We start from the raw sequence: 6,880 nt of genomic DNA on the forward strand, positions 1-6,880 counted from the left end.
GGGGGTCATCAGGTGTCACGGAGATCCACGATCCGCTTGATCTTGCCGACCGAGCGCTCCAGCGTCTCCGGGTCGACGATCTCGGCCGCCACCGTCACCCCGACTCCGTCCTTCATCCCCGTCACGATGGCCCGCGCGGCAGCGTCCCGCTCGTCCGGTGTCGCGTCGCGCCGGGCCTCCGCGCGGACCGTCAGCGCGTCCATCCGGCCCTCGCGGGTGAGCCTGAGCTGGAAGTGCGGGGCCACGCCCGGGGTGCGCAGCACGATCTCCTCGACCTGCGTGGGGAACAGGTTCACCCCGCGCAGGATCACCATGTCGTCGCTGCGGCCGGTGATCTTCTCCATCCGGCGGAACGCGGGCCGCGCCGTCCCCGGCAACAGCCGCGTGAGGTCCCTCGTCCGGTACCGGATCACGGGCATCGCCTGCTTCGTCAGCGAGGTGAAGACCAGCTCGCCCGGTTCACCGGCGGGCAGCACCTCGCCCGTGACAGGGTCGACGACCTCGGGGTAGAAGTGGTCCTCCCAGATGTGCAGCCCGTCCTTCGTCTCCACGCACTCCTGCGCGACCCCCGGCCCGACGACCTCGGAGAGGCCGTAGATGTCCACGGCGTCGATCCCGCACCGCTCCTCGATCTCCCGCCGCATCTCCTCCGTCCACGGCTCCGCACCGAAGATGCCGACCTTCAGGGACGTGGAGCGCGGGTCGACGCCCTGCCGCTCGAACTCGTCGAGGAGGGTCAGCATGTACGACGGCGTCACCATGATGATCTCGGGCCGCAGGTCCAGGATCAGCCGGACCTGGCGGGCCGTCATGCCGCCGGACGCCGGGACGACGGTGCAGCCGAGCCGCTCCGCGCCGTAGTGCGCGCCGAGCCCGCCCGTGAACAGGCCGTATCCGTAGGCCACATGGACCGTGTGCCCGGGGCGGCCGCCCGCCGCGCGGATCGCGCGCGCCACCATGTCGGCCCACATCGACAGATCGTCCTCGGTGTACCCGACGACCGTGGGCAGGCCCGTCGTCCCGCTGGAGGCGTGCAGCCGCCGCACCTCTGCCCGGTCCACGGCGAACATCCCGAAGGGATAGTTGTCCCGCAGATCCGCCTTGGTCGTGAACGGGAACCGCGCCAGGTCCTCCAGCGCCGCACAGTCCTGCGGGCGCACGCCCGCCTTGTCGAACGCCTCGCGGTAGAACGGCACCCGCTCGTACACGCGGCTCAGCGTCGCCCGCAGCCGCTCCAGCTGCAGTGCCCTCAGCTCCGCCGCGCCCAGGCGCTCGCCCTCGTCCCACCACTGCGTCGTCGTCGACGTCATCGACCGCACTCCCGAACTCCCGACCGATCATTCGGTTGACCTGCTGATCGTCAGTAATTCAAGACGGAGCCGCCCACGTCAAGACATACGACGCCACGGATCGGCCCGAGCCGGTGGCGAAGCCGTTGCCGCCGCGGCCGCCCGCCTGTGATGATCACGCCATGTTCACGTTCACCGCACCGGACGGCACCGAGCTGGCCTGTCACGTCCGCGGTTCGGGCCCGCCCCTGGTGTGCCTGCCGGGCGGGCCGATGCGCGCGTCCGAGTACCTCGGAGACCTGGGCGGCCTCACCACCCGCCGGACCCTGTACCTCCTGGACCTGCGCGGCACCGGGAAGTCCGCGGTGCCGGCCGACGAGACGACGTACCGCTGCGACCGGCAGGTCGCCGACGTCGAGGCGCTCCGCGTCCACCTCGGTCTCGAACGGCTGGACCTCCTGGCCCACTCGGCGGGCTGCAACCTCGCCGCCCTGTACGCGGCCCGCCACCCGCGGCGGATCGCGCGGCTCGTCCTGGTCACCTCCGCGCAGTGGGCCCTCGGCCTGCGGGCGACCCCCGACGAGCGGCGTGCGGCGGCTCAACTGCGCCGCCACGAGCCCTGGTTCGAGGCCGCGTACGCCGAGTACGAGAAGATGCTCGCCGGGCGGGACGACGCGGACTACCTCTACGACGCCTTCTTCTACGGGCGCTGGGACGAGCGCGCGCAGGCGCACGCGGCCCGCACCGACGACCAGACCAACGAGCGAGCCGAAGCGCACTACGCCGCCGACGGAGCCTACGACCCGCCCGCCACCCGCGCCGCGCTGACCCGCCTGGACGCCCCGGTCCTGCTGCTCGCCGGCGCACTGGACGGTGGCCCGTGCCCCGCGCTCGTGCGCCGCGCCGCGCAGTGCTATCCGCGGGGGCGGGTCGTGGTGCAGCCCGGGGCCGCGCACTATCCCTGGCTGGACGGCGAGGAGTTCTTCGTGGCGCGAGTGGCGGAGTTCCTGGCGGCCTCCTGAAGATCACCGGGATCGGACGGTCCGGGCGTCTCCAGGACGTACGGCGTGGTCGTACCCAGCACCACGAACCCCAGCCGTTCCAGGATGGGCCTGCTGTACGACGTGGCGTCGACGTGCACGTACGAGAACCCGCGCCCGGCCGCGATGCGCGCCCGGAACGCGACGAGCGCGCGGTAGATGCCGCGCCCCCGCCACTCGGGCACGGTGCCGCCGCCCCACAGGCTCGCGAAGTCCGTCCCCGCGTGCGGTTCGAGCCGGCCGGCGCTCACCGGTTCGTCGCCGTGCAGCGCGACCACGGCGGGCACGGTCGCCGGGTCGTCGGCGAGCTGCTGACGCACCTGGTACCCGATCGAGGACCGACTGGTCCCGAAGGCCCGCTCGTGCACCCGCTCGATCAGCTCGACCTGCGCTTCCCCGGTGACGGGCAGCAGCCGGATGCCGTCCGGCGGCGCGACGTCGAACGCCAGCCCGGCCGTCTCGGCCACGAGCAGCGTCTCCGTCTCCTCGGGCACGAACCCGGCGGCGGTCAGCCGCGCTCCCAGATCGCCGGGCCGGTCGTGCCCGTACGCCTTCCACTCCGCCTCGACACCCAACTCACCGTAATACCTGGCCTGTTCGGCGATGGCGGCGTCCGCGCCCGCCGCGTCGAGCGCCGACCACAACACCCCGTTCCAGCCGGTGACCGGCCCGACCTGCCGCACCACGTCACCGGCCCGCTCGACCCGGGTCCCCGGCCCGTCCGGCCGCGCCTCGCGCCGCAGCTGCCGGTCGAACAGGGCGAGCACCGCTTCGTGATCCATCCGGCCACTTCAGCAGCGGCCCGGGCGCCGGGCAACCGGATTAGGGTGCGGCCATGTCCTCCGTACGCCGTTTCTACGACGAACTCGCCCCCGACTATCACCGGATCTTCCAGGACTGGGACGCGAGCATGGCGGCGCAGGCGCGCGCCCTCGACGCGCTCGTGGGTGCCGCCCTCGGCGCGGGCCCGCACCGGCTCCTGGACGGCGCCTGCGGGATCGGCACCCAGGCGATCGGACTGGCCCGGCGCGGGCACCGGGTCGCCGGCACGGACCTCAGCCCGCGGGCCGCGGCCCGCGCGGGGAGGGAGGCGGCCGCGCGCGGCGTGTCCCTGCCCACGGCCGCGGCGGATCTGCGCGCTCTGCCGTTCGGTCCCGCGACGTTCGACGCGGCGGTCTGCGCCGACAACTCCCTCCCGCACCTGCTCACGCCCGACGACGCGCACCTGGCGCTGACCGGCCTGCGCCGGGTGCTCCGCGACGACGGTCTCCTGCTGCTCACGGTCCGCGACTACGACGAGGTGCGTCGCACCCGGCCCACGGCGCCGCCGCCGCAGTTGTCGAAGGACGCCGACGGCCGGGAGACGATCACGCTCCAGCTCTGGGACTGGCACGACGACGGCGAACGCTACGACCTGCGGCATCTTCAGCTGACCGGGGAGGACGGCGACTGGCGTGTGCGGGAACGCCGCACCACCTTCTGGGCCCTGACGAGGGAACAGCTGACCGGCTTCGTGCGGGGCGCGGGCTTCACCGAGGTCGTCTGGCACACACCACAGAGCACCGGCTTCTACCAGCCGGTGCTCACCGCGCGGCGCGGTACCGGTCAGCTGGCCGATTCGGCGGCCACCGTCCGCGCCCACCGGTAGTCCGCCTTGCCGCTCGGCGACCGCTGGATGCTGTCCGCCACGACCAGCTGGCGGGGGATCTTGTAGCCCGCGAGGTGGGTGCGGCAGTGGGTCTGTACGGCGTCCAGGGTGAGCGCGGGGGCGCCGGCCCTGAGCTGGACGACGGCGGCCACATGGTTGCCCCACCTCGCGTCGGGGACCCCGGCGACCAGCGCGTCGTAGACGTCCGGGTGGGACTTCAGGGCCTGCTCGACCTCTTCCGGGTAGACCTTCTCGCCGCCGGTGTTGATGCACTGGGAGCCGCGGCCGAGGACGGTGACGATGCCCTCCTCGTCGACCGTGGCCATGTCACCGAGCAGCACCCAGCGCTCGTCGCCCTTCTGGAAGAACGTCTCGGCGGTTTTCTTCGCGTCGTTGTAGTAGCCGAGCGGGACATGGCCGCGCTGCGCGAGACGGCCCACCTCGCCGACAGCGACCGGTTCGTGCGAGGCGAGACCGACCACCTGTGTACGGGAGTTGACGCGGAGCCGGAAGCCCTGGCCCGCGCCCGAGTCGTCGGTCGCGGTGCCGTTGAAGCCGGACTCCGACGAACCGAAGTTGTTGAGCAGCATCACGTTCGGGACCAGCGCCTGGAACTGGGCGCGCACCGTGTCCGACATGATGGCGCCCGACGAGGACACACTGAACATCGACGAGCAGTCCGTGCCCTTGAGCGGGCCGTTGAGCGCGTCGATGAGAGGGCGCAGCATCGCGTCGCCCACCAGCGACATGCTCGTCACCTTCTCCTTCTCGATCGTGCGCAGCACCTCCTCCGGTACGAACTTGCTGTGAATGACGATGCGTTGGCCGAAGTTGAAGCCGATGAAGGCGGTGAGGGTGGAGGTGCCGTGCATCAACGGGGGAGTGGGGAAGAAGGTGATCCCGGCACCGCCGGCCGCCACCCGTTCCGCCAGCTCCTCGGGGCGCGAGACCGGCTCGCCGGTCGGCGCGCCCCCACCCAATCCCGAGAAGAACAAATCCTCCTGACGCCACATCACGCCCTTGGGCATCCCCGTGGTGCCGCCGGTGTAGATGATGAACTGGTCGTCCGCCGAACGCGGCCCGAACCCGCGCGCGGGCGACGATCCGGCCTCCGCCTCGGCGAAGTCCACGGCCTTCAGTGGCGGCGCGTCCGGTGCCGGGGCCCCTACCCGTACCAGGTGCCGCAGCTTCTCCGTCCGCGGCAGCGCCGCCGCCACGCGCTCGGTGAACTCCGCGTCGAAGACCAGGGCGGTCAGATCCGCGTCCCGGTAGAGATAGATCAACTCTTCCTCTACGTAACGGTAGTTGACGTTCACCGGGACGACCCGCGCCTTGAGACAGCCGAGCACGGTCTGCAGGTACTCGATGCCGTTGTAGAGGTGCAGGCCGAGGTGGTCGCCGGGACGCAGACCGCTGTCGATCAGGTGGTGGGCGATGCGGTTCGCCGCGGCGTCGAGTTGTGCGTACGTCAGCCTGCGCTCCGCACCCGTGCCGGGGTGGTCGATGTGGACGAGTGCTTCGCGGTCCGGGACCACGTCGACGACCGACTCGAACAGGTCGGCAAGGTTGTACTCCACCGCTCCTCCTGACCGTGGCCCCATCTCGTGTGGCCGTCATCAGAACAGAGACGGTGGGAAGGGGGAAGGGCCCCCGCAGAAGAAATCTGACTGAGTGTCAGAAAACTCTTGAACTGGCCCGCCCCCTCCTGCAACCTGTTCTGGTCCCAGGAGCCTTGGGGCTCCGCCGGCCGACTGGAGGGCAGTCATGGGTGGGACCGAACATCTCGACGTGCGGCGCGAGGGCGCGACGCTCGTGCTCACACTCAACCGGCCCGAGGCCAAGAACGCCCTGTCCCTGCCGATGCTCGTCGGGCTGTACGACGGGTGGCTCGAAGCCGACGCCGACGACGCGGTCCGTTCGATCGTGCTCACCGGGGCGGGCGGGTCGTTCTGCGCGGGCATGGACCTCAAGGCGCTGGCCGGAAAGGGGATGGAGGGCGAGCAGTACCGCGACCGCCTGAAGGCCGACCCGGACCTGCACTGGAAGGCGATGCTGCGCCACCACCGCCCGCGCAAGCCGGTGATCGCGGCGGTGGAGGGGTACTGCGTGGCGGGCGGCACGGAGATCCTGCAAGGCACCGACATCCGGGTGGCGGGGGAGTCGGCGACGTTCGGCCTGTTCGAGGTGGCGCGGGGGCTGTTCCCCATCGGCGGCTCGACGGTCCGGCTGCCGCGGCAGATCCCGCGTACGCACGCCCTGGAGATGCTGCTGACCGGCCGCCCGTATCCGGCGCCGGAAGCGGCCGCGATCGGGTTGATCGGGCGGGTCGTCCCGGACGGCACGGCCCTTGAGGCTGCGCTGGAGATCGCCGAACGGGTCAACGCCTGCGGGCCACTGGCCGTGGAGGCCGTCAAGGCATCGGTGTACGAGACGGCCGAGCTGACGGAGACGGACGGTCTCGCCTCGGAGCTGAAGCGCGGCTGGCCGATCTTCGACACGGCCGACGCCAAGGAAGGTGCCCGCGCTTTCGCGGAGAAGAGGGTGCCCATGTTTCGGCGGGAGTAAGGGTGGGCCCGCGCCGCCGGCTCCGCGTCTGCCGGGTTCCGCCCGTCCGCCGGGTGCGGGTCTCGTCGTGGCTGGTCGCGCAGTTCCCCGCGCCCCTGAGGCATGCGGCTGCGCCGCGGCCTCATGAGGGTGCGCACGAAGTGCGCCTCTCAGGGGCGCGGGGAACTGCGGGCCCAACCCCGACGAGACCCGCACCCGGCGACGCACACGAGCAGCGCGGACGCAGCTCCGAGGCTGCGATGAATTCGTCACTCGGCGGCGTGCGCCGGCAGTGCGGATGTAGCTCCGAGGCTGCGATGAATTCGTCACTCGGCGGCGTGCGCCGGCAGTGCGGATGT

At 71.7% G+C, this 6,880-nt stretch carries 6 protein-coding genes; 3 read left to right on the forward strand and 3 right to left on the reverse strand.

Annotated features, from left to right (window positions below; genetic code table 11):
- Window positions 1-8: 8 nt before the first annotated feature.
- Window positions 9-1,310 carry a phenylacetate--CoA ligase PaaK gene (gene paaK / locus AB0J02_RS12755; protein ID WP_363193632.1) on the reverse strand — a complete coding sequence of 434 codons (1,302 nt, stop codon included), beginning with the start codon at window positions 1,308-1,310 and terminating at the stop codon, window positions 9-11.
- Window positions 1,311-1,471: 161 nt separating this feature from the next.
- On the opposite strand from paaK, the gene AB0J02_RS12760 reads away from it, so the two are divergent.
- The gene (locus AB0J02_RS12760) at window positions 1,472-2,311 is read left to right on the forward strand and encodes an alpha/beta hydrolase (RefSeq protein ID WP_363193633.1); all 840 of its coding nucleotides are present in this window, start codon (window positions 1,472-1,474) and stop codon (window positions 2,309-2,311) included.
- On the opposite strand, the gene AB0J02_RS12765 is transcribed toward AB0J02_RS12760, so the two are convergent.
- Window positions 2,245-3,111, reverse strand: coding sequence for a GNAT family N-acetyltransferase (locus AB0J02_RS12765; protein ID WP_363193634.1), 867 nt, complete (start codon window positions 3,109-3,111; stop codon window positions 2,245-2,247). The two genes, AB0J02_RS12760 and AB0J02_RS12765, sit on opposite strands and share 67 nt — an antisense overlap.
- A gap of 53 nt (window positions 3,112-3,164) precedes the next feature.
- Between AB0J02_RS12765 and AB0J02_RS12770 the strand changes: the two genes are divergently transcribed.
- Complete coding sequence (locus AB0J02_RS12770) at window positions 3,165-3,977, forward strand: class I SAM-dependent methyltransferase (RefSeq protein ID WP_363193635.1); 813 nt, start codon at window positions 3,165-3,167, stop codon at window positions 3,975-3,977.
- Here the strand turns inward: AB0J02_RS12770 and AB0J02_RS12775 are convergent.
- Window positions 3,935-5,554, reverse strand: a complete 1,620-nt coding sequence (locus AB0J02_RS12775; protein WP_363193636.1) for an acyl-CoA synthetase — start codon at window positions 5,552-5,554, stop codon at window positions 3,935-3,937. The genes AB0J02_RS12770 and AB0J02_RS12775 overlap by 43 nt on opposite strands.
- Before the next feature lie 187 nt (window positions 5,555-5,741).
- Between AB0J02_RS12775 and AB0J02_RS12780 the strand changes: the two genes are divergently transcribed.
- The gene (locus tag AB0J02_RS12780) at window positions 5,742-6,542 is read left to right on the forward strand and encodes a crotonase/enoyl-CoA hydratase family protein (RefSeq protein ID WP_363193637.1); all 801 of its coding nucleotides are present in this window, start codon (window positions 5,742-5,744) and stop codon (window positions 6,540-6,542) included.
- The last annotated feature ends 338 nt before the right edge of the window (window positions 6,543-6,880 follow it).

The organism is Streptomyces sp. NPDC050264, from assembly GCF_040655895.1.
GTDB lineage: Bacteria > Actinomycetota > Actinomycetes > Streptomycetales > Streptomycetaceae > Streptomyces.